This window comes from Bradyrhizobium sp. LA2.1, assembly GCF_040547725.1.
Taxonomy (GTDB): Bacteria; Pseudomonadota; Alphaproteobacteria; order Rhizobiales; family Xanthobacteraceae; genus Bradyrhizobium; species Bradyrhizobium barranii.
This window is the reverse complement of the sequence record NZ_JBEPQI010000003.1, coordinates 161,500-183,127: the sequence shown is the minus strand read 5'-3', so window position 1 is coordinate 183,127 and position 21,628 is coordinate 161,500. Positions and strand designations below refer to the sequence as shown.

The following is a 21,628-nucleotide window of genomic DNA, read 5'->3' as shown; positions in this document are numbered from 1 at the left end:
GTCGTCCCCCGAAATAGATCCTCATCCTGAGGAGCGCGCACCAGCGCGCGTCTCGAAGGATGGCCCAGCCCTCGTCCTTCGAGACGCGGGCTACGCCCGTTCCCCAGGATGAGGGCGGGAGCTACGTCCGAGCTCCCGCTTCCCAATCTTACTTCATCGGCCAGGTCGCTTCGGCGATCGCGGCCTGCGGCGGGAAGATGGTGACGAACTTGCCGCCGATATATTGCAGCAGCACGGGGTCGGCGTCGTTGTTCTGGCCGGCCTCGTCGAACTTGACGCGCTTCCAGGGCATGATGGTCTGCTCACCCGGGATGTCGGTCGCAGCCAGTGCATCGCGGATCTTCTCGCCGTCGGCCGACTTGGCGCGGTTGATGGCGTCGGCCAGGATGATCAGGCCCATGAACTGGCGCGAGGTCAGGTCGTTGAAGTCCTTGCCCGAGCGCGCCTTGAACATCTCGTTGATCTTGCCGACCATGGGACGCTTCTGCGCGAGATCGAGCGAGAAGGTGCCGCGCGAGATCACGCCTTCGAGCTTGTCGCCGACGGCATCATAGAGCGCCTTCTCCGAGAAGCCGGCGTCCTGCGCCACGATCGCGTTCGGCTTGTAGCCGAGCTCGCCCATGGTCTTGACGAGCAGGATGCCGTCCGTGGTGTAGCTCGAGGGCATCAGCACGTCGGCATTGGCGCTCTTGAGCTGCTGCACCTCGGCCGACAGCGACGGCGAATTGGCGCGATACTTGATGTCGGTGACGATCTTGTAGCCGCGCTCGCCGGCGATCTTGGCCTGGGCGTTGCCGGAATCGGTGCCGAAGATGGTGTCCTCGTGGAACAGCGACAGCGTCTCGATCTTGGTGCCCTTCTTCTTCAAAGCATCGAAGAAGTCGAACATCGCAGCCGAGTACATCTCGTCATGCGGGGCGGCGCGGAAGTAATATTTGAGGCCGCGGCGATGCAGGCTCGGCGAGGAGTTGTCGGCGGAGACGAACGGGATCTGGTAGCGCTCGCAGATCTGGCTGACGGTGACGGCGACCGCGCTTTGATAGGTGCCGATGATCGCGGAGACCTTCTCCTGCGTGATCAGGCGCTCGGCCTCGGCGCGGCCCTTTTGCGGATCGGCCTGGTGGTCGGCGAACACGAGGCGGACTTTTGCGCCGCCGAGGCCCGGCAGACCCTCGCCCTTGGCCAGCGGCAGATCGAAATCGGTGTCCTTGTTGATGACCTCGAGCGCGGTCTCATAGGCCTTCTGCGCGTCGACGCCCTGCTGCGCGCTGCCGCCGGAGAACGGATAGATCACGCCGATCACGACCTCGGAGGTCTGGGCGCGTGCAGCGAGCGGCACCAGCGCGGCAGTGGCTGTGGCACCAAGCAGCACGTCGCGGCGAGAGATCGTCATGGCAAAGTCCCCTGTTACTAAATTTCGACTGATCGAATGGAGCGATTGATGGACGCGGTAAAGCCCGAAGAAGCAGCAAACGCTGCCTACTAAATCACGGCCATGTTCCGGTTCTTCAGATCCGTCACCAGCATCAGGCCGGGCGAATGCGTGATCGCGAACGGCAACCTGGCGGCGTTGATCACCGATTGCGGCGTCACGCCGCAGGCCCAGAACACCGGGATCTCGTCGTCGGCGACGGGCACGGGATCGCCGTAATCCGGCTTGGCGAGATCCTTGATGCCGATCAGGTGCGGATGGCCGAGGTGCACGGGTGCACCGTGCACGGCGGGATAACGCGAGGTGATCTGCACCGCGCGGATCGCATCGGCCGGCTTGAACGGACGCATCGACACCACCATGGGACCGGCGAACGGACCGGCCTCGCCGCAGGCGATGTTGGTGCGGTACATCGGCACGCGCACGTTCTGCTCGATGTGGCGGATCGGCATGCCCTCGTCGAGCAACGCCTCTTCGAACGAGAACGAGCAGCCGAGCACGAAGGTCACGAGATCGTCGCGCCAATGCTTGGTCACGTCGGTCGGCTCGTCGACCACCTCGCCGTCGCGCCAGATGCGATAGCGCGGCACGTCGGTGCGGATGTCGAGATCGGCGCCGAGCGCGGGGATGTGCGGGCTGCCGACATCGGACATGCCGATGATCGGGCACGGTTTCGGATTGAGCTGGCAGAAGCGGTGAAAGGCGCTGGCGTATTCGGCCGGCAGGATCGCCAGATTGCCCTGGACGAAGCCGGGGGCGACGCCGGCAGTAGATCCGACCTGGCCGCCGCGATAGGCGAGCCGCGCCTGGCGGCTCGGGAGCGTGTCGGGCGTTTCAGTTTGCTGCGCTGCCACCAAAACAGTCATTTGATCGACCTGCCTATAAACTCGACAAAGACAGCGAACACCAAGCATGCTATAAAGTCTAATCTTCCTTTCTAATCGATCTTGATAAATTAGATTTATCGATCGGGAAAATCCTTCTCATGCTGGACTTCAGGTCGATCGAAACCTTCCTTTGGGTTGTGAAGCTCGGCAGCTTTCGCGGCGCCGCAGCACGGCTCAATACGACCCAGCCGGCGATCTCCCAGCGCATCGCCCAGCTCGAGCGCGAGATGGGCGTAAAGCTCCTCAACCGCGATCATCGCGTTGCTTCGCCGACGCCGAGCGGCCGGCAGATGATGGTCTATGCGGAGAAGTTGATCGGTCTGAGGGCGGCGATGATCGCCGAGATCGGCGATCGCTCGGCGATGCGCGGCGTGATGCGCCTCGGCGTCGCCGAGACCATCGTGCACACTTGGCTGCCGCGGCTCGTCAAGAGCATGAACGAAGTCTATCCAAACCTGTCGCTGGAGATCGAGGTCGACATCACGCCGAACCTCACTGCGCGCCTGCTCGCGCAGGAGATCGAGCTTGCCTTCGTGGTGGGGCCGCTGTCGGCCTCGGGCGTCCACAATCGCGTGCTCGCGGATTATCCGATCGGCTTTCTCGCAAGCCCCTCGCTCGGGCTCGGCGACGGCCCGGTGACGCGCGCCGACCTCGCGCGGTTTCCGATCATCACCTTCCCGCGCAAGACCAGGCCTTACGAGGTCGTGCGCGAAGTCTTCGACCGGCCGGAGCTGCCGCCGATCCGGCTGCATGCGTCCGCATCGCTGGCGACGGTCATCCATATGGCGGTCGAAGGGCTCGGCATCGCCGTGATCCCCGACGCCATCGTCGAGAACGAGCTGGCCGACGGGCGGTTGCAGCTGCTCCAAACCGATCTCGCCATAGCGCCGCTGACATTCACAGCGAGCTGGCTCGCCTCGCCTGACGTCGTCGCGGTGGAGCGCGTCGCCGAGCTCGCACGGCAGATTGCGCAGAGCAGCCTCGCGGTTGACGAGTCCGCGCCGGCGCGTCATTGAAAAAGCGCCGGACAACCGAGAGACCGACCGCATGAGCCGAGCCGCCACCAATCTGCAAATCGATTCCGCCCGCCTCTGGGGCTCCATCCACGAGACCGCCCAGTTTGGCGGGACGGCCAAGGGCGGTGTGCGGCGGCTGACGCTGAGCAGCGAAGACAAGCAGGTGCGCGACTGGTTCCGCAAGGCCTGCGAGGACGCCGGCCTCGAGGTGCACACCGATGCACTCGGCTCACAGTTCGGCCTGCGCAAGGGCCGCGACATGACGAAGCTGCCCGTCGGCATCGGCTCGCATCTCGACACCCAGCCGACCGGTGGCAAGTATGACGGCATTCTGGGGACGCTCGGCGCGCTGGAAGTGATCCGCACGCTGAACGACGCAGGCATCGAAACCGAAGCGCCGATCTGCGTCGTCAACTGGACCAACGAGGAAGGCTCGCGCTTCGCACCGGCGATGATGGCCTCCGCCGCTTACGTCGGCGATTTCACCACCGATGACATCTTGTCGCGAAAGGATATCGACGGCACGACCGTCAGCCAGGCGCTCGACAGCATCGGCTATCGCGGCGACAAGCCGGTCGGCTTCCAGAAGCTCGGCTGCTTCGTCGAGCTGCACATCGAGCAGGGTCCGATCCTCGAGGCCGAAGGCAAGACCATCGGCGTGGTCGATTCCGGCCAGGGCGTGCTCTGGTACGACGGTAAGATTTCCGGCTTCGAGAGCCATGCCGGATCGACGCCGATGCCGCTGCGGCGCGATGCGCTCGCGACGCTCTCCGAAATCGTGCTGGCGATGGAGGCCATCGCGAAGAAGCACGGGCCGAAAGCAGTCGGCACCATCGGCGAGGCCGTGATCGCAAACCCCTCGCGCAACGTCATTCCCGGCGAGATCGCCTTCACCATGGACTGCCGCAGCGCGGATGGCGCCATCATGGACGCGCTCGATCGCGATCTGCGCGCCGCCATTGCCGAGATTGCCGCGCGCCGCAAGGTCGAGGTCAAGATCGACCTGGTCTGGCGCAAGCCGCCGACGCATTTCGATCCCAAGCTGATCGCGGCAGTCGAGAACGCGGCGACGACGCTCGGCTATTCCTCCCGCCGCATCACCTCCGGCGCCGGCCACGATGCCTGCAACCTCAACACCGTCATGCCGGCGGCGATGGTGTTCGTGCCCTGCAAGGACGGCATCAGCCACAACGAGCTGGAAGACGCCACGCAGCCCGACTGCGCCGCGGGCACCAACGTGCTGATGCACACCGTGCTGGCGATCGCCGGCGTCGCATCCTGATCGGAGAGAGCCATGCGCGGAGTTTTCGTCGACGCCAACGAAGCCCTCGCCGTGATCATGGAGCGGCTGGGGAAGCCCGGCGACCCCGAGGTGCGGATCCACAGGGATCCCGACATCAAGCCCGAGCAATATCCTGAAGTCCTCGATGGCGCCGAGATCGCCATCGTCGACCACACCGCGCTTCCGACCGAGGTCGCGAAGAAATGCGCCGGCCTCAAGCACGTCGTGTTCCTCGGCACCGGCGCGCGCAGCTACATGAATCCGGAAGAACTCGCCGAGCTCGGCATCTCCGTGCATCTGATCAAGGGCTATGGCGACACGGCAGTCGCGGAGTCCGCGATCGCCCTGATGTGGGCCTCTGCCCGCGTCATCGCGATGATGGACCGCGAGATGCGCGTCGGCAATTGGCTGCGCGAGGATGGCATGCAGCTCACCGGCAAGACGCTCGGCCTGATCGGCTTCGGCGGCATCGCCGCGGAAGTCGCACGAATTGCGGTCGGCTCAGGCATGAAGGTGATTGCCTGGAACCGGTCGCCAAAGAGCCATCCGGGCGTCGAGTTCACCGATCTCGACACGCTGCTGGCGAGAAGCGACGTCGTGTCGCTGCATCTGCTGCTCAACGACGAGACCCGCGGCATGATCACGCGCGAGAAGATTTTTGCGATGAAGCCCGGTGTCATCCTGATCAACACCGCGCGTGCCGCGGTCGTCGACGAGCAGGCGATGATCGACGCACTGAAGTCCGGCCACATCCGCCATGCCGGCCTCGACGTCTTCAACACCGAGCCCCTGCCCGGCGACCATCCGCTGACGAAGATTCCAAACGTGACGCTGTCGGCGCATTCGGCCTTCCGCACGCCGGAAGCGAGCGAGAACCTCATTGAAGCGGCATGGGTTCATTGCCGCCGGATTGTGAAAGGATAAGAGCAACTACAATGGCCGACTACCGCACCATCGAGGCAGAGCCGCTCACCAACGCCATCCGCGCCATCGTCAAGGCGGGCGGATCTACGGACCGCGAAGCCGAGCTCGTGTCCACCAACCTCGTCGAGGCCAATCTTAGAGGACATGACTCGCACGGCGTCGGCATGATCCCGCGCTACGTCCAGAGCGTCACCACGGGCGGCCTCGCCGTGAACGCGCACGTCAAGATCGTGCTCGACACCGGTCCGCTCCTCACTCTCGACGGCCTCACCGGCTATGGCCAGGTGATCGGGCACGAGGCGATGGAGCTGGCGGCAGAGCGCGCCAAGCGCAACGGCGTGTGTCTCGTCGGCCTCTCCAACTCGCACCACATCGGCCGCATCGGCCATTGGGCCGAGCAGTGCATCGACCACGGGCTGGTCTCGATCCACTTCGTCAACGTGATCTCGCGCCCGATCGTGGCGCCGTGGGGCGGCAGCGATGCGCGCCACGGCACCAACCCGTTCTGCGTCGGCATCCCGCGCAGGGGCAAGGACCCGATCGTGCTCGACTTCGCCACCAGCAGAATCGCGCAAGGCAAGACCCGCGTCGCCCACAACAAGGGCGTCGAGCTCGAGCCCGGCACCATTATCGACAACGAAGGCAAGCCGACCACCAATCCGCGCTACACCGTGATCCCGCCGCACGGCGCCATCCTGCCGTTCGGCGAGCACAAGGGCTCGGGGCTCGCGCTGGTGTGCGAAATCCTCGGCGGCGCGCTGTCCGGCGGGCAGGTGGTCAAGGGCCCGTCCGACGGCAAGTACAACGTCCTCAACGGCATGCTCTCGATCGTCATCGACCCGAACAAGCTCGGCACCGGCGACAACCTTGCGAGCGAGGTCGAGAGTTTTGTTGCCTGGCACACCGGCTCGCCGCCCGCTCCCGGCGTCGACAAGGTGAAGATCGCCGGCGATCCCGAGCGCGAGACCAGGAAGAAGCGTCTGGCCGAAGGCATTCCGGTCGACCCGACGACGTGGCAGGAAATCCTGGAGGCCGGGACGAAGTTCGGACTGGATCAGGCGGCGATCGAGAAGATCGCGGGGTAGTCGGGAACGAAGCGCATCGCTGAGAATAGCCCGGCGAAGTGCACTATCGCGCAACGAGGTCTGGACTAAAGCGAAGCATCACCGCACTCGTGGAGCGGATTTGAACCGGCCCGCGTCGTCTCACGACAACGCGGATATCCCGGTCCACATCCGCCCCCGAGGTTCACATGTTCTCCCGTCTTGCAAAGCTCATGTCCGGCTCGAGCGAGCCGTTACCCGAAACCGACTTCTACCGGCACCGGCTCGCGATCTATGAAAGCGAGCTTGGCGAGCCCGAGCACAGCTTCACCGGCAGCGCGGAGCGCCGCATCGACATCCACGCCTTTGGCCGCGATTTCGTGCCGGTGTGCGAAGAGGGATCTGACGAAGGTTATGTCCTTGTCACCAACGGCATGAGCGAGCAGCGGATGCCGGGAGTGCATGGGGACGCGAAGCCGCGTGCCGAGCTGATGTGGTATGTCCGGGAGCCGACAGAGGAGGTTTGCGCCAATCTGCGCTGGCTGGCCAATCTGCCGTTCATCGACACGACCTGGTTCGGTTTTGGTCATCGCGTCGCGCTGCCGTGTCCGCCGGTTGCAGGAACGGACTTCCAGACGTTCCTGTTTCTCACACCGATCATCGGCCCCGATAAGCAGATCGCCGAGGCGCTGGAGATCGCGAGCGATCCCGTGGAGATCCTGACCGTGAACCTGATCTCGCATCAGGAGCTCGGCCTCATCAAGTCCAGGGGACTCGACCCGTTTCTCGATCTGCTCGACGAGAACAATTATCCGCCGATCTTCGATGCGACGCGGAAATCGTATGTGTAGGGTGGGTTAGCCCTGCAACTGCGCGAAGCGCAGTTGCTCGGCGTAACCCACCTCTTCTGTCTCTGCGGATACGAACAGTGGTGGGTTACGCCTTCGGCTAACCCACCCTACGCAGCTCGCCTCGCCTCAATCCACCATATCCGCAACCGCCTTGCCGCAGGCGGTGGTGTCGGCGTTGCCGCCGAGGTCCTTCGTTCGCAGCGTCCGTTCGGCAAGCGTGCGCTCGATCGCCTCGACGATCGACTTGCCGGCTTCCTTCTCGCCGAGATGCTCGAGCATCATCGCGCCGGACCAGATCGCGCCGATCGGGTTGGCGATGCCCTGCCCCGCAATGTCGGGCGCCGAGCCGTGCACCGGCTCGAACACCGAGGGGAAATCGCCCTCGGGATTGATGTTGCCTGATGGCGCGATGCCGATGGTGCCGGTGCAGGCCGGGCCGAGATCGGAGAGGATGTCGCCGAACAGATTTGAGCCGACCACGACGTCGAACCAGTCCGGATGCAGCACGAAGTTCGCGGTCAGAATGTCGATGTGGTACTTGTCCCACTTCACGCCCGGGAATTTCTTGGCCATCGCCTCCACGCGCTCGTCCCAATAGGGCATGGTGATGGAGATGCCATTGGACTTGGTCGCCGAGGTCAGGTGCTTCTTCGGCCGCGACTGTGCGAGCTCGAAAGCGAATTTCAGGATGCGGTCGACGCCGATGCGGGTCATCACCGTCTGCTGCGTGACGAACTCGCGGTCGGTGTCCGGGAACATGCGGCCGCCGACGGAGGAATATTCACCTTCGGTGTTCTCGCGCACCACCCAGAAATCGATGTCGCCGGGCTTGCGGTTCGCCAGCGGCGACGGCACGCCGGGCATCAGCCGCACCGGGCGCAAATTCACATACTGGTCGAACTCGCGGCGAAACTTGATCAGCGACCCCCACAGCGAGACGTGATCCGGAATCTTGGCCGGCCAGCCGACGGCGCCGAAATAGATCGCGTCATGCTTGCCGATCTTTTCCTTCCAGTCGTCGGGCATCATCTGGCCGTGCTTCTCGTAATAGTCCCAGGACGAGAAGTCGAAATGGTCGAAATGCAGGGACACCCCGTGCTTCTTCGCCGCTGCCTCCAGAACGCGCAGGCCCTCGGGCATCACTTCCTTGCCGATGCCATCGCCGGGAATGACTGCAATCCGGTATTGTTTCTTGCTCATCGAGAACGTCCTTGGTTGGTCCGGCAGCCGCCGCCTTTTTGACCGCACTGCAATGGACCAAACTCGGCAGCAGTGCAACGCTGCACTGCAATGTTGACCGTGGCGCGGCCGAGCGCCTACTGGTTTGATCCTGATGTTCCCACCGAGTGAGTACCCTTCATGGATCTGCATCTGCGTGGCAAGCGCGTCCTGATCACGGGCGCGTCCAAAGGCATTGGCGCAGCCGCCGCCGAGGCGTTTGCCGAGGAAGGCGCAAACCTCCTGCTCGCCGCCCGCAGCGGCGACCAGCTCAAGGCGCTGGCGGACCGCCTGCGCTCCGCGCACCAGATCGATGCCGCGACGAGCATCGTGGACCTGCGCAAGGCCGAAGACGTGGCGCGGCTCGCGAGGGAAGCCGCCGACATCGACGTGCTCGTCAACAATGCCGGCGACATTCCCGGCGGCTCGATTGACAAGATCGACGAGGCGACCTGGCGGCACGCCTGGGAATTGAAAGTGTTCGGCTACATCAACCTGACGCGGCAGATCTACGCGCAGATGAAGGCGAAGGGCGGCGGCGTCATCGTCAATGACATCGGCGCGGCCGGCGAAAAATTCGACGCCAATTACATCTGCGGCAGCGCCGGCAACGCCGCATTGATGGCCTTCACCCGCGCGCTCGGCGGCAAGAGCCTCGCCGACAACATCCGCGTGGTCGGCATCAATCCCGGCCCGGTCGGCACTGATCGCCACGTCACCCTGCTCAAGACGCGGGCAAAGCACCAGTTCGGCGATGAGAGCCGTTACAAGGAATTCCAGAAGAGCCTGCCGCTCGGCCGGCCCGCGCATGCGCGCGAGATCGGCGATCTCATGGCGTTCCTGGCGTCTGATCGCGCCGGATATACGTCGGGGGTCATCTATACCGTGGATGGCGGCATCAGCGCGGGCTGGGGTTAGTTTTTCCCGTCATTGCGAGCGCAGCGAAGCAATCCAGGAATGCATCCGCTGTGGCAGTCCGGATTGCTTCGCTGCGCTCGCAATGACGACACAATAAGCACAGGAGTAAAATAGTTGTCTCAAGACCTGATCCGCGAAACCGCACGCGCCCTCGTCGACAAGCTGCGATCCGGCGACGTCTCGCCGCTCGAGCTTCTGGATGTGCTGGAGAAGCGCATCGGTGAGGTCGACGGCAAGGTCAACGCGCTGCCGACGCTATGCTTCGATCGCGCGCGGGACAACGCCAAGGCGCTGATGCAGAAGCCGGCCGGCGCGCGCGGGCTGCTCGCCGGCCTGCCGGTGCCGATCAAGGACCTGACCGACGTCGCGGGCGTGCTGAACACACAGGGTTCGCCGATCTTCAGGGACAATGTGCCCAAGCAGTCCGATCTCATGGTCGAGAACCTCGAAGGCAATGGCGCGGTCGTCTACGCCAAGTCGAACACACCGGAATTCGGCGCCGGCGCCAACACCTTCAACGAAGTGTTCGGCGCGACGCTCAATCCCTGGGATACGACGAAGTCTGCGGCCGGCTCCTCCGGCGGCGCGGCGGTGGCGCTGGCCACCGGCATGGCCTGGCTCGCGCAGGGCTCCGACATGGGCGGCAGCCTGCGCAGCCCCGCGGCCTTCTGCGGCGTGGTCGGCATGCGGCCGAGCATCGGGCGCGTCGCACACACCCCCAAATCGGCGATCGACCGCAATCTCGGCGTGGTGGGGCCGATGGCGCGCAACGTCGAGGATCTTGCGCTGTTGTTGGATGCCATGAGCGGCGACTATGCGGACGACCCGCTCTCGCTGCCCGCACCTGCGACCTCGTTCCTGTCGGCGGCGCAGTCGGGCAAGAAGCCGAAGCGCATCGCCTATTCGCCCGATCTCGGCATCACGCCGGTCGATCCCGAGGTCAAGGCGATCACGCGCAAGGCCGCTGAACGCTTTGCGGAGGCTGGCGCGATCGTGGAGGAAGCGCATCCGGACTGGCGCGAGGCGCATGAATGCTTCCACGTCCTGCGCGCCTTCGATTTCGCGATCACCAAGGCCAATCTGCTGCGAACCAAGCGCGACCTTCTGAAGCCCGAGGTGATCTGGAACATCGAGGAAGGCCTCAAGCTCACCGTCGAGCAGCTCGCGCGCGCCGAGGCGCAACGCGTCGGCATGACTGCGCGCGCAATCGAGTTCTTCAAAAACTACGACCTGCTGTTGACGCCAACCACGATCGTACCGCCCTTCCCGATCGAGCACCGCTATGTCGCCGAATGCGCCGGCAAGAAGTTCGAGAACTATGTCGAATGGCTCGGCATCGTCTACGCCATCACGCTCGCCTGCTGCCCGTCGCTGTCGCTGCCCTGCGGCTTCACGGCGTCTGGCCTCCCGGTCGGTGTGCAGGTCGTCGGCGCCCCGCGCGCGGATGCGCAGGTGATCGCCGGCGCGAAGGTGTTGGAGGATATTCTGGGTCTGCGCGGCTCCACGCCGATCGATCCCAAGGTGAAGGCATAACGCGAGCCGCACCGGCGGGGACTTGGCCGTCCCCGCCGTGCGCCGGTCAGACCCTAGTCGTTCGCTTTCGGCCCGCCGTGATACCGATGCGCATCGTATCCGGCCTCATCCGTTGGAGCGGCGAAGGCGAAGGAGTTCGGATGCGATTCCGACATCTGGGCAGTGGCCGCCGAAGCCATGTGCGAGTGATTCATTGCCTCGTGGGCAGAGGCGGCGGAGCAAAGCGCGACCAGCATGGCCGACGCTGCGAGAACTGATTTCATCATGATGTGACGTGCCTCTTGTGAGTGCCACCAGCAAATTGCAGATGGATCTCGCCGCGTAGGATTGCCAGTTTGAATCCAGGCACGCGATATAGGCACGGCATAAGCATTTCGCGCTCCAGTATAGGCTTCCAGCGCTTCTGGCTCGCTCCCGCGGCGGGGAAAGCCGCTCACCTCGAGGCGGTATTCGCCTCCAGGCCGCGACTGTACCGCGACATCGCAAAGCAAAAGACAAAGTAGATCGCGGCGACGAAGATGTAGACCTCGACCGAGAATTGCTGCCAGGCCGGATCGATGATCGCGGTCTTCGCCGTCGTCAGCAGGTCGAAGATGCCGATGATCAGGACCAGGCTCGTGTCCTTGAAGAAGGCGATGAAGGTGTTGACCAGCGGCGGGATGACATGGCGGATCGCCTGCGGCAGCACGATCAGGCGATGCTTGCGCCAGTAGGACAGCCCCAGCGCATCGGCGGCCTCATATTGCCCGCGCGGCACGGCCTGGAGGCCGCCACGGATGACTTCGGCGAGGTAGGCGCCCGCGAACAGGATGATGGCGATCTGCGCGCGCAACAGCTTGTCGATGTTGAATCCGCTCGGCATGAACAGCGGAAACATCACGCTCGCCATGAACAACAGACTCACCAATGGCACGCCGCGGATCAGCTCGACATAGAGCACCGAGAGCGAGCGGATCGCCGGCAGCTTTGAGCGCCGGCCGAGTGCCACGAGGATTCCGAGCGGGAAACCAAAGGCCAATCCAAACGTCGCCAGGATCAGTGTCACCGGCAATCCGCCCCAACGGTCCTGCGAGACGAAGGAGAGGCCGAACACGCCGCCCCACATCAGTACGCTGATCAGCGCCAGCGCGCCGATCCAGATATAGGCCAGCTCGCGCCGCCACAGGGCGCGGCGGGTGGAGAGATAGAACAGCGCGATGAACAGCACGACCGACAGCGCCGGCCGCCACTGCTCGTCAAACGGATAGGTGCCGAACAGGATGAAGCGATATTTTTCGGGGATGATCGCCCAGCAGGCACCGAGGCCGCGCGCGGCGCGGCAGGCGCTCGAGTCGTTTGCCGGCGTGAGCCACACGGCATTCGCGATGCCCCACTGCACGAAGCTGAAGATGCCCTTGGCGAGGATCGCCAGCAACACGACCGAAAGGATGGCATTGGGGATCGACGAGAACAAATTGGTGCGCAGCCAGCGCAGCACCGGATTGCCCATCTGCGGGCGGCGGGCAGCACGCGGAGCGTCTGGAATGTCGGTGATCGCCGTCATGATCAGCGCTCCACCAGCGCGATGCGCGAATTGTACCAGTTCATGAAGAAGCTGATGCCGAGGCTGATGGTCAGGAACACCGCCATGATCAGCGCGATCGCCTCGATCGCCTGCCCGGTCTGGTTCAGCGTGGTATTGGCGACAGACACTACGTCCTGGTAACCGATCGCGACCGCGAGCGAGGAGTTCTTTGTCAGGTTGAGATACTGGCTCGTCATCGGCGGCACGATGACGCGCAGCGCCTGCGGCAGGATGATCTGCCGCAGCATGAAGCTGCGGCGCAAGCCGAGCGCATTGGCGGCATCCCACTGTCCGCGCGGCACGGACTGGATGCCGCTGCGCACGATCTCGGCGATGAAGGCCGAGGTGTAGGTCACGAGCGCGATCAGCAGCGCGAAATATTCCGGCGCGAGCGTCAGCCCGCCGACGAAGTTGAAGCCGCGCAGCTCCGGCCATTCGATCTTCCAGGACACACCAAGCGCCACGGACATTGCCGCCGGCAGCGCGACGATGAGGCCAACCGCAAAGGGCCAGGCCGGCCGCGGCTTGCCGTCGCGCATCTGCTGCGCGATCAGCCATCGCCTGATGAGATAGAACACGGCAAGCCCGAGCACGGCTGTACCGAGCACCCAGAGCTGCGGCGAGCCCAGCGGGATCGCCGGCAGGATCAGGCCGCGATTGGACAGAAACACGCCCTCGACCGGCCGCCACGCCGCGCGCGCGGCCGGCAGCGCCTGCATCAACACGTACCAGAACAGGAGCTGAAGCAGCAGCGGGATGTCGCGGAGCGTTTCAACATAGACGGCAGCGAGCCGCGACAGCAGCCAGTTGGCGGAGAGACGCGAAATGCCGATCAGCGTGCCCAGGATCGTCGCGAGCACGATGCCGATCACGGCGACGCGCAAGGTGTTGGCGATGCCGACGACGAAGGCCCACAGGTACGTGTCTCTCGGATTATAGGCGAGCAGGCTGTCGGCGATCGGCATGCCGGCTTCGCGGCCGAGGAAAGCGAAGCCGGTGGTGATGCGGCGGGCCGAGAGATTGGTGACGGTGTTGGACCAGAGGAAGGCGACAACCCCAAGCACGATCCCGACGACGAGCACCTGCCAGAACAGGCCTTGCAGCTCTCGGCGGCCAAATCCGCCGAAGAAGCGACGGCGGGGCGGCGGTCTTGGACTGTCTGAAGTCACAGCACAAAAATCCTTCTGGCGAGCAACGATTTCCGGCGGCGCACGTCAACTGTTGCACCAATCTAAAAAGCGTGCAACAAATGTTTCATGGCCGAGCCCGCGAAATCCTCGCCCTTGAGCGAACTGCGCATTGCGTTACCATCGCTCCCCCTGCGCCTGCAGGAGGTCGGCCGCTTCGTTGCCGCCAATGATTACGACGCCACCACCCGTTCGATGCGCGATCTCGCCGCCGAAGCCGGCGCCGACCCGGCCGCATTCACGCGGCTTGCCAAGGCCATTGGCTATTCCGGCTGGGACCAGTTGCGCGCGGCGCTCACCGAAGCGCGGCGGCCATCGCAGATCTCACCTTTCTCCGGCCGCGCCAAGAGCCGCCGTCACGGCCCGAACGCCGATGTCGCGCTCGTCACCGACAAGCTCGCGGCCGAGGGCGCCGGCCTTCTGCGCATTCCGGCCCAGCCGATTGCGGATGCAGCCCGCGCGCTGCACGACGCCAAGCGGATCTGGATTGCCGGCTACCGAAGCTGCCGGGGCGTCGCGGAGCTCTTGAACTACGAGCTCCGGCTGTTCCGTCCCGAACAGGTGCAACTCGTCGGTGCATCCGGCCCCGACGATCTCGATCTCGGCGCCTTTCGTCCCGGCGAAGCCGTCATCGTCATCGGCTTCCTGCCCTACACGCATGCGAGCGTCCGTGTTGCGCAGGCCGCCCATCGTGCCGGCGCAGCGCTGATCGCGATCGCGGACAGCCTCTCAGCGCCGATGGCAGAAGGCGCCGACCACGTGCTGCTGTTCGAGGCGGCCTCGTCCCCCGGCTTCTTCCCGAGTCTCACGGGCGCCATCGCGATTGCGCAATCGCTCGCGGCGGTAACATTCTCGCTCGGCGGCACGGCCGCGAAGAAGCGCCTGGAAACCACCGAGGCGCGGCTCGCCGCGGCCTCCACATACGTTTCAGAGAAAGGTTGACCCATGGCCGCTCGCACCAGCCGCGTGCTGCACCGTTCGTTGCGCGAAACGCCGCCCAAGGCGATCGGCGGCGAAGGCGTCTATCTCTTCGCCGAGGACGGGCGGCGCGTGATCGACGCCTCCGGCGGCGCAGCCGTCTCCTGCCTCGGCCATCAGCATCCGCGCGTGATCGCGGCGATGGCAAGTCAAGCCTCGACGCTGGCCTATGCGCACACCGCCTTCTTCTCCTCCGAGCCGGCCGAGGCGCTGGCCGAGACGCTGGTCGGGCACGAACCCGGCGGTCTCGCCTACGCCTATTTCGTCAGTGGCGGATCGGAGGCGATCGAAGCCAGCATCAAGCTGGCGCGGCAATATTTCATCGAGCGCGGCGAGCCGCAGCGGCAGCACTTCATTGCGCGGCGGCAGAGCTATCACGGCAACACGCTCGGCGCGCTCGCCGCCGGTGGCAATGCCTGGCGGCGCGCGCCCTATGCGCCCCTGCTGTCCGGTGCCTTCAGCCATGTGACGCCGGCCTTTGCCTATCACGAGAAGCACGAGGGCGAATCCGATGCGCAGTTCGTGGCGCGACTGGCCGCGGAGCTCGAAGGCGAATTTCAGCGGCTTGGCCCCGACACCGTCGCCGCGTTCCTCGCCGAGCCCGTCGTCGGTGCCACTGCCGGTGCGGTGACGGCACCGGACGGCTACTTCAAGGCGGTGCGCGAGATCTGCGACCGGCATGGCGCCCTCCTCATCCTCGACGAAGTCATGAGCGGCATGGGCCGCACCGGCACGACGCACGCCTGGGAGCAGGAGGGCGTCGCTCCTGATATCCAGGCGATCGCAAAGGGCCTCGGCGGCGGTTACCAGCCGATCGGCGCGATGCTCGCGAGCGGCAAGATCATCGATACCATCCGCGCAGGCTCCGGCGCGTTCCAGCATGGCCACACCTATCTGGCGCATCCCCTCGCCTGCGCAGCCGCGCTCGCGGTGCAGGATGTGATCCGCGAGGACCGCCTGCTCGACCGCGTCAAGGAGCGCGGCAAACAGCTCGAGCAGCGGCTGACCGAGCGCTTCGGCAATCACCGCCATGTCGGCGATATCAGGGGCCGCGGCCTGTTCTGGGCGATCGAGCTCGTCGCCGACCGCGCCGGCCGCACCTCGTTCGATCCCGCGCTCAAGCTGAACCAGAAGATCAAGGCGGAAGCCTTCGCCAATGGGCTCGGCTGCTATCCCGGCGGCGGTACCGTGGACGGCGTCCGTGGCGACCATGTGCTGCTGGCGCCGCCCTATATCGCTTCGGCTGACGAGATCAATCTGATCGTCGACAAGCTCGGCACCGCCGTCGACAACGTGTTGCGTAGTGTCAATCACTGAGGGGAGAGTCATATGATGAGGAAAGTGGTTATCGTAGCCGGCATGCTCGCGGCATCGACGGTTGCCGCGTCGGCGGCGACGCTCGACACGGTGAAGAGCCGCGGCACGCTGATCTGCGGCGTCAGCGCCGGCTTTGCCGGTTTCTCCGCGCCGGACTCGCAGGGCAATTACAAGGGTCTCGACGTCGATTATTGCCGCGCGCTCGCGGCCGGCGTGCTCGGCGACGCCAGCAAGGTGCGCTACGTCTCGCTGACCGCGCAGAATCGTTTCACCGCGCTGCAATCGGGCGAGATCGACGTACTCTACCGCAACTCGACGCAGACCTATCTGCGCGGCGTGACGCTGGGCCTCCGCCAGGGGCCGGTCAACTTCTACGACGGCCAGGGCTTTGTCGTGAAGAAGGATCTCGGCGTGAAGGAGATCAAGGATTTGAAGGGTGCGACTGTCTGCGTCGCGCAGGGCACCACGCATGAAGTCACGCTCGGCGATTACGGCCGCGCCAACGGCATCGACTGGAAGCCGCTGGTGTTCGACCGCGTCGACACCATGTACCAGACCTTCTTCGGCGGCCGCTGCGATGCCATGACCCAGGACGCCTCCGCGCTCGCCGGCGCGGTCACGACCGCGGCGCCGAATCCGGCCGACTACGTCGTGCTGCCGCAGACCATCAGCAAGGAACCGCTCGGGCCGTTCACCCGCAATGGTGACGAAGTCTGGAGCGACATCATCACCTGGTTGCATTACGGCCTGATCGAGGCCGAGGAGCTCGGTGTCACGCAAGGCAATGTCGATGAGATGGCGAAGTCGCAGACGCCGGCGGTCCAGCGCCTGCTGGGTGCCTCCGGCGACCTCGGCTCGCGGCTCGGTCTCGACAACAAGTGGCTGGTGACCGTGATCAAGGCCACCGGCAATTACGGCGAGATCTACGAGCGCAATGTCGGCAAGGCGAGCCCGCTCAAGCTCGACCGCGGCCTCAACGGCCTCTGGAGCAAGGGCGGCTTGATGTACGCGGTGCCGTTCAAGTAAGTGTCTCCCGTGTCCCGGACGCGCTGCAGCGTGTAACGATGCTGCGCAGAGCCGGGACCCAGCGGCCACAATGGGCCCCGGCTCTGCAGCGCAATACTTCGCATTGCGCTGCGTCCGGGGCGCGAGACCTGTCAGGTAATCACCTCCAATGACGACGCCCCCACGCATCGCCCTGATCCACGCCCTCAAGCATTCCATCGCGCCGATCGAGGCTGCGTTCGCGAAGGCGTGGCCAGAGGCGCGGCTGATGAACCTGCTCGACGACAGCCTGTCGGCGGATCTGGCCCGCGACGGCGTGCTCAACGATGCCATGACCGAGCGCTTCCTCGCGCTCGGCGACTATGCGGCAGCTACGGGAGCGAACGGAATCCTGTTCACCTGCTCGGCCTTCGGCCCCTGCATCGAGGCCGTCGCGCGCGCGCATGCGCCGATGCCCGTGCTGAAGCCGAACGAGGCGATGATCGAGCAGGCCGTGACCATGGGCAAGCGCATCGGCCTGCTCTCGACTTTCCCGCCGACACTGGCCTCGATGCCACCGGAGTTTCCGGCCTCCGCCCAGGTCGTGCCGAAACTCGCCGAGGGCGCGCTGGCCGCGCTCGATCGCGGCGACCGCGCCACGCACGACAGGCTGATTGTCGAGGCTTCAAAGGACTTGCGCGATTGCGACGTCATTGCGCTTGCGCAATTCAGCATCGCGGCGACCGCGCCGCTGGTCGCCGAAGCCACCGGACGCCCGGTCGTGACGACTCCGGACAGCGCGGTCGACAAGCTGATGAGGCTACTGAAAGCGAAGGCCTAGGCGCCGGACTTTTTCCGACGTCGTGCATCCTTGATCGCAGCAACGAGCGCGGCCTTCGTTTCGTTCACAAAGTCCTCGACCAGTTCCTCGCGCGTGGCATGCGCGGCCTCGCCGGTGAACAGGCCCTGCTCGGCCAGCATCACGACGCCATGCAACGCCGCCCAGATCTTGAGCGCTTGCCGCTCGCGCAAGAAGCCGACCGCCGGCGCCTCGAGGGCCTCGATCACCAGCGCGAAAGTCTCGCGCGTGGCGTCGTGCAGCTCGCTGCCCTTTGCCGCGCATGACACGGTGCGGGAAGCGAACATCAGGCGATAGATGCCGTTGCGGCGCAGACCGAAATCGAGCGTCGCCTGCGCCAGCCGCGACAGTTTCGATTGCTTCGACGGCTTCGCCATCGCCTCGCGCAGAAGTGCACTGAGCTGCCGGAACGCTTCCGCCGTCACCGCCGTTAGCAGCGCATCACGGTCGGCAAAATGCCGATACGGCGCCGGCTGCGAGACGCCGAGCTGTTTGGCAAGCGCCTTGATGCTGATCGCCTCGGCGCCGCCCTGCTCCGCCTCGCGCAGCGCGGCCTTGATCAAGGCGTCACGGAGATCGCCATGGTGGTAAGTATTCTCCGGCTTACGGACGAGTTGTGAACGCATGTTACGTCAAGCCTATAAGTTTGCGCTTGACAGGGGAAGCCCGCCGCGAATGTAATAGCATATAACTTAAAGCGGCGGCAAATGCCGCCGATAAGATTGACATGAGGATCGCGCGGCCTTCGGGCCCCGCGTACACGACCGAGGAAGCCGCCATGACAGAGCGACTGAGGGTTCACGTCGATCCCGACAAATGCCAGGGCCACGCACGCTGCAAGGCGCTCGCACCGGAGCTGTTCGAGCTCGACGAATACGGCAACGCCCATGAGGCCGGGGACGGCACCGTGCCGCCCGGCCTCGAAGACAAGGCCTGGCTTGCCAAATCCAACTGCCCGGAAATAGCGATCGATGTGATCGAGGAGTAGCGCGGCCCCTGCCCGCTTGCGTGCTTTTAGCGAACACGAGCCCCAAGGGATTTCCCGTATGTCCGACGTCAGCCAGCCCGCCGCCCATCCCCCCGTGACCGACTGGGTCCATGATTTCGACCACACCGATCCGCAATGGACGGACGATCCCTTCCCGATCTGGGAGGAACTGCGCGCCGCGAGCCCGGTCGTGCACACCGAGCGCTTCCTCGGCTGCTACATGCCGACGACCTATGAGGCCGTGCGCGAGATCGCCAACGACTCCGAGCATTTCTCCTCGCGCCGCATCATCGTCCGCGACGTCCGGCCGGAGATTTCCAGGAACGCGGCTCCGCCGATCACCTCCGACCCGCCCGTGCACAAGCCGGCGAAGCAATTGCTGCTGCCGCCGTTCACGCCGGATGCGATGAAGAAGCTGGAACCGCGGATGCGCGCGATCTGCAACGAGCTGATCGATGGGTTCATCGCCGATGGCAAGGTCGACGCCGCAGCGCGCTACAGTAAATATATCCCGGTTCAGGCCATCGCCCACATGCTCGGCATTCCCGAGAGCGACAGCGACCTGTTCATCAACTGGATCCACATGATTCTCGAGCTCGGCATCAAGGACGAGAGCAAGCTGCTCCAGGCCGTGCAGGAGATGAGCGCCTATTTCAGCACCCATATCGAGGAGCGGAAGAAGAAGCCGACCGACGACCTGATCTCCTACCTGATGAACGCCAGGGACAAGGAGGGTCATCCGCTCGAGGACTCCCACGTGCTGGGTTCGCTGCGGCTGCTCCTGATCGCCGGCATCGACACCACCTGGAGTGCGATCGGCTCCTCGCTCTGGCATCTCGCCCGGACGCCGGCCGACCGCGAACGGCTGATCGCCGAGCCTGGGCTAATCCCGATCGCCGTGGAGGAGCTGCTGCGGGCCTATTCGCCCGTGACCATGGCCCGTGAGGTGGTCAAGGAGACCACGATCTCGGGCTGCCCGGTCAAGGCGGGCAACATGGTGCTGCTGTCCTTCCCGGCCGCGAACCGTGATCCCAAGATGTTTCCGGACGCTGACAAAGTCGTGATCGACCGCCGCGAGAACCGCCACGCCGCCTTCGGCCTCGGCATCCACCGCTGCGTCGGTTCCAACCTTGCACGCATGGAGATGCAGGTTGCGCTGGAGGAATGGCTGAAGCGGATCCCGGACTTCGCCCTCGATCCGGCAGGCACGGTGACCTGGTCACAGGGCACGGTGAGAGGCCCCCGCCAGTTGCCATTTCTGTTCGGAAAGGCGATGTAGGCCTTTCCAAGACCAACGGAGAGGCCGGACGTGACAGAGCAAGCAACCCTACCGGCCTCTGATCACATCGACATCGACATCGACATCGCCGACGCCAAACGGCGGATCAAGGCGATCTTCATCGGCTCGATCGGCAATCTCGTCGAGTGGTACGATTTTTACGCCTATACGGCGTTCGCGCTCTATTTCGCTCCGGCCTTCTTCCCCGGCAACGACCCCGTCGTCCAGCAATTGAACGTCGCCGTGGTGTTCGCGGCGACCTTCCTGATGCGCCCCCTGGGCGGCTGGCTGTTCGGCTACATCGCGGATCATTTCGGCCGGCGTATCTCGCTGACGTTATCCGTCGTCTTCATGTGCTTCGGCTCGCTGATCATCGCGCTGACGCCGACCTATGCGACCATCGGTTTCGCCGCGCCGGTGATCCTGGCGCTCGCCCGCGTCATCGAAGGCCTGAGCCTCGGCGGCGAATATGGTGCCAGCGCGACCTATCTCAGCGAGGTTGCCGATCCCAAGCATCGCGGCTTCTATTCGAGCTTTCAATACGTCACGTTGATCGGCGGCCAGCTCACCGCGATCATCGTGCTGCTGCTCCTGCAAAAGGTCTTCCTCACGCCGGAGGAGCTCAGAGCCTGGGGCTGGCGCATCCCGTTTGCGATCGGCGCGGCGCTGGCGATCTTTGCCGCAGTGATGAGACGCAATCTGCACGAGACTGAGGCCTTCGAGGAAGCCAGGAAGGTGGTGAAGCCGACCGGCTCGATCACCAATTTGCTGCGCTACCCCCGCGAGCTGCTGCTGGTGGTCGGCCTCACGGCCGGCGGTACGGCAGCGTTCTACACCTTCACCACCTACATGCAGACCTTCGTCAAGCTCTCGGTCGGCCTGACCGAGGACCAGACCACTTTCGTGATCTTCGGCACGCTGATCTTCGCGACGATCCTGCAACCCATCTACGGCGCGATCTCCGACAAGATCGGGCGCAAGCCGTTGCTGATCTTCTTCGGTGTCGCGGGCACGCTCGCGACCGTGCCGCTGCTGATGACGCTGAAGGAGACCAAGTCGCCTTTCATGGCCTTCATCCTGATCTGCTGCGCCTGGCTATTCGTCGCCGGTTACACCTCGATCAACGCCGTGGTGAAGGCCGAGCTGTTCCCGACCAATGTCCGCGCCCTCGGTGTCGGCCTGCCCTACGCCATCACGGTCTCGATCTTCGGCGGCACCGCGCCGGCGATCGCGCTCTATTTCAAGAGCATCGGGCATGAGGAGTGGTTCTACTACTATCTCGCAGGCGTCATCTGCCTGTCGCTGATCATCTATTCCACCATGCGTGACACCAAGCACGCCTCCGCGATGCATCGCCACGAGTAGCTC

20 protein-coding genes are annotated in these 21,628 nt (G+C 64.7%); 14 read left to right on the top strand and 6 right to left on the bottom strand.

From position 1 onward, the window contains the following. Positions 1–148: 148 nt before the first annotated feature. Entirely contained in the window at positions 149–1,393 is a 1,245-nt protein-coding gene (locus ABIB95_RS06395) for an ABC transporter substrate-binding protein (RefSeq protein ID WP_354174596.1), read from the bottom strand. Between the two features lie 89 nt (positions 1,394–1,482). After that, on the bottom strand, positions 1,483–2,298 hold the full coding sequence (locus ABIB95_RS06390) for a putative hydro-lyase (protein ID WP_071915761.1): 816 nt from the start codon (positions 2,296–2,298) through the stop codon (positions 1,483–1,485). Between the two features lie 119 nt (positions 2,299–2,417). Between ABIB95_RS06390 and ABIB95_RS06385 the strand changes: the two genes are divergently transcribed. The 5 genes from ABIB95_RS06385 (at position 2,418) to ABIB95_RS06365 (ending at position 7,435) form a co-directional block, all read left to right on the top strand. Then, entirely contained in the window at positions 2,418–3,335 is a 918-nt protein-coding gene (locus tag ABIB95_RS06385; protein ID WP_063984703.1) for a LysR family transcriptional regulator, read from the top strand. 31 nt (positions 3,336–3,366) lie between these two features. Next, positions 3,367–4,617, top strand: a complete 1,251-nt coding sequence (locus ABIB95_RS06380; RefSeq protein ID WP_354238265.1) for a Zn-dependent hydrolase — start codon at positions 3,367–3,369, stop codon at positions 4,615–4,617. Between the two features lie 12 nt (positions 4,618–4,629). Continuing rightward, complete coding sequence (locus tag ABIB95_RS06375) at positions 4,630–5,541, top strand: NAD(P)-dependent oxidoreductase (protein WP_354238264.1); 912 nt, start codon at positions 4,630–4,632, stop codon at positions 5,539–5,541. 11 nt (positions 5,542–5,552) lie between these two features. Then, positions 5,553–6,626 carry a malate/lactate/ureidoglycolate dehydrogenase gene (locus ABIB95_RS06370; protein ID WP_354238263.1) on the top strand — a complete coding sequence of 358 codons (1,074 nt, stop codon included), beginning with the start codon at positions 5,553–5,555 and terminating at the stop codon, positions 6,624–6,626. A 167-nt stretch (positions 6,627–6,793) separates the two neighbouring features. Next, on the top strand, positions 6,794–7,435 hold the full coding sequence (locus tag ABIB95_RS06365; protein WP_354238262.1) for a suppressor of fused domain protein: 642 nt from the start codon (positions 6,794–6,796) through the stop codon (positions 7,433–7,435). Positions 7,436–7,561: 126 nt separating this feature from the next. Here ABIB95_RS06365 and ABIB95_RS06360 read toward each other — a convergent pair whose 3' ends face one another. Continuing rightward, positions 7,562–8,635, bottom strand: a complete 1,074-nt coding sequence (locus tag ABIB95_RS06360) for a tartrate dehydrogenase (RefSeq protein ID WP_354238261.1) — start codon at positions 8,633–8,635, stop codon at positions 7,562–7,564. A 159-nt stretch (positions 8,636–8,794) separates the two neighbouring features. Here ABIB95_RS06360 and ABIB95_RS06355 point away from each other — a divergent pair, with 159 nt between their 5' ends. Then, on the top strand, positions 8,795–9,571 hold the full coding sequence (locus tag ABIB95_RS06355; protein ID WP_014496907.1) for an SDR family oxidoreductase: 777 nt from the start codon (positions 8,795–8,797) through the stop codon (positions 9,569–9,571). A gap of 114 nt (positions 9,572–9,685) precedes the next feature. Continuing rightward, positions 9,686–11,104, top strand: a complete 1,419-nt coding sequence (locus ABIB95_RS06350; RefSeq protein WP_354238260.1) for an amidase — start codon at positions 9,686–9,688, stop codon at positions 11,102–11,104. Positions 11,105–11,537: 433 nt separating this feature from the next. Here the strand turns inward: ABIB95_RS06350 and ABIB95_RS06345 are convergent, their stop codons facing one another. Together ABIB95_RS06345 and ABIB95_RS06340 are read right to left on the bottom strand one after the other, a co-directional pair. Continuing rightward, on the bottom strand, positions 11,538–12,647 hold the full coding sequence (locus tag ABIB95_RS06345) for an amino acid ABC transporter permease (protein ID WP_354238259.1): 1,110 nt from the start codon (positions 12,645–12,647) through the stop codon (positions 11,538–11,540). 2 nt (positions 12,648–12,649) lie between these two features. Continuing rightward, positions 12,650–13,837 carry an amino acid ABC transporter permease gene (locus ABIB95_RS06340; protein ID WP_085403949.1) on the bottom strand — a complete coding sequence of 396 codons (1,188 nt, stop codon included), beginning with the start codon at positions 13,835–13,837 and terminating at the stop codon, positions 12,650–12,652. Between the two features lie 87 nt (positions 13,838–13,924). Between ABIB95_RS06340 and ABIB95_RS06335 the strand changes: the two genes are divergently transcribed. The 4 genes from ABIB95_RS06335 (at position 13,925) to ABIB95_RS06320 (ending at position 17,975) form a co-directional block, all read left to right on the top strand. Continuing rightward, on the top strand, positions 13,925–14,797 hold the full coding sequence (locus ABIB95_RS06335) for a MurR/RpiR family transcriptional regulator (RefSeq protein WP_354238258.1): 873 nt from the start codon (positions 13,925–13,927) through the stop codon (positions 14,795–14,797). Positions 14,798–14,800: 3 nt separating this feature from the next. Next, the gene (locus ABIB95_RS06330) at positions 14,801–16,150 is read left to right on the top strand and encodes an aspartate aminotransferase family protein (protein WP_354238257.1); all 1,350 of its coding nucleotides are present in this window, start codon (positions 14,801–14,803) and stop codon (positions 16,148–16,150) included. Positions 16,151–16,162: 12 nt separating this feature from the next. Continuing rightward, the gene (locus tag ABIB95_RS06325) at positions 16,163–17,176 is read left to right on the top strand and encodes an amino acid ABC transporter substrate-binding protein (RefSeq protein ID WP_063984716.1); all 1,014 of its coding nucleotides are present in this window, start codon (positions 16,163–16,165) and stop codon (positions 17,174–17,176) included. Positions 17,177–17,324: 148 nt separating this feature from the next. Then, positions 17,325–17,975, top strand: coding sequence for an aspartate/glutamate racemase family protein (locus tag ABIB95_RS06320; RefSeq protein WP_354119603.1), 651 nt, complete (start codon positions 17,325–17,327; stop codon positions 17,973–17,975). Here the strand turns inward: ABIB95_RS06320 and ABIB95_RS06315 are convergent. Further along, positions 17,972–18,619 carry a TetR/AcrR family transcriptional regulator gene (locus ABIB95_RS06315; RefSeq protein ID WP_208085646.1) on the bottom strand — a complete coding sequence of 216 codons (648 nt, stop codon included), beginning with the start codon at positions 18,617–18,619 and terminating at the stop codon, positions 17,972–17,974. The two genes, ABIB95_RS06320 and ABIB95_RS06315, sit on opposite strands and share 4 nt — an antisense overlap. A 152-nt stretch (positions 18,620–18,771) precedes the next feature. Here ABIB95_RS06315 and ABIB95_RS06310 point away from each other — a divergent pair, with 152 nt between their 5' ends. From ABIB95_RS06310 to ABIB95_RS06300, 3 genes are read left to right on the top strand one after another with little or no spacing between them, the layout of a single operon-like run. Continuing rightward, positions 18,772–18,981 (top strand): ferredoxin, encoded by a 210-nt coding sequence (locus ABIB95_RS06310; protein ID WP_007607931.1) that lies wholly within the window; start codon positions 18,772–18,774, stop codon positions 18,979–18,981. A gap of 58 nt (positions 18,982–19,039) precedes the next feature. Further along, a complete protein-coding gene (locus ABIB95_RS06305; protein WP_354238256.1) occupies positions 19,040–20,260 on the top strand; it encodes a cytochrome P450 in 1,221 nt (406 codons plus the stop codon). Positions 20,261–20,290: 30 nt separating this feature from the next. Next, the gene (locus ABIB95_RS06300) at positions 20,291–21,625 is read left to right on the top strand and encodes an MFS transporter (RefSeq protein WP_354238255.1); all 1,335 of its coding nucleotides are present in this window, start codon (positions 20,291–20,293) and stop codon (positions 21,623–21,625) included. Positions 21,626–21,628: the final 3 nt, after the last annotated feature.